The organism is Oleiphilus sp. HI0067 (assembly GCF_001635735.1).
In genome coordinates this window covers 1-777 of sequence record NZ_LWFI01001679.1, presented here as the reverse complement: position 1 = coordinate 777, position 777 = coordinate 1, and the positions used below count along the sequence as shown (strand labels likewise).

General features: G+C 44.7%; 2 protein-coding genes. Both read right to left on the bottom strand.

Annotation, left to right across the window (positions count from 1 at the left end; all coding sequences use genetic code 11):
* Positions 1-382: DUF2141 domain-containing protein (locus tag A3739_RS26920; protein ID WP_068503434.1), on the bottom strand; the 382-nt coding region annotated here is incomplete at its 3' end.
* Positions 383-477: 95 nt separating this feature from the next.
* On the bottom strand, positions 478-777 hold a 300-nt coding region (locus A3739_RS30535), incomplete at its 5' end, for a hypothetical protein (RefSeq protein WP_068503430.1).

Here is a 777-nt window from a genome sequence, read left to right as displayed (position 1 = left end):
TGAATTTAGCTTGGTTAAAGGAGGGAGGGCCAGATTGTCCTTTCGCGTTATTCGAGAAGCCAATGGGTTCGATCGGTACGCCGGCAAAGCCGGTGCTAAGTTGCCCATTGCCGTCTTTGTCGTAGAAAACACTAACCGAATAGAAGTGGTTTTCCATGCCTGACAATTGAAACTGTACCTTGCCGTTTTCATCGACCTCTTGTCGCAAGGACATGAGAGGTTTTCTCAAATGATCAGAACTTGAATCAAACAATGAGAGTATTGCGGAGCCTTGATTAGGCGATGCGCCGCTCACTGTAATATTGACACTAAAGTCTTCTTCTCCGACAGAGTTGAAACTCAAAGCAAGTAAGCCAACAAGGCTGATAAGTTGACGCTTCATAGGCGTTCCTCTTTGTGTGACGCCCTAAGCGTAGTCAAAAAAGAAACAGCGTATGTAACGGTTTGCAACGGCTCGAAATATGGTGAAATAGCTGATTACGCTGGTTTGAACTTTAAGATCGCCGCGATACCAAGCAACACGATCCCAACGATATCAATCAACATGACTTTCTTTAAGGCTGCGTTATATTCACCTCCACCCAGCATAAGTACCAAAAAACCAGCCATGCTGATTAATGCCATCAACATCGCTGCACTCTGATATTTTGGTTCGAAAGCAGCGTATAAGATGAAGCCACCTAGTATCCCGAACAGTAAAGCCCGATGTCGCATAAGAAGTATTAGATCGTTTGATACAAGCTTGATTGCATAGGCATCATTGAGCTTTGCAGCACC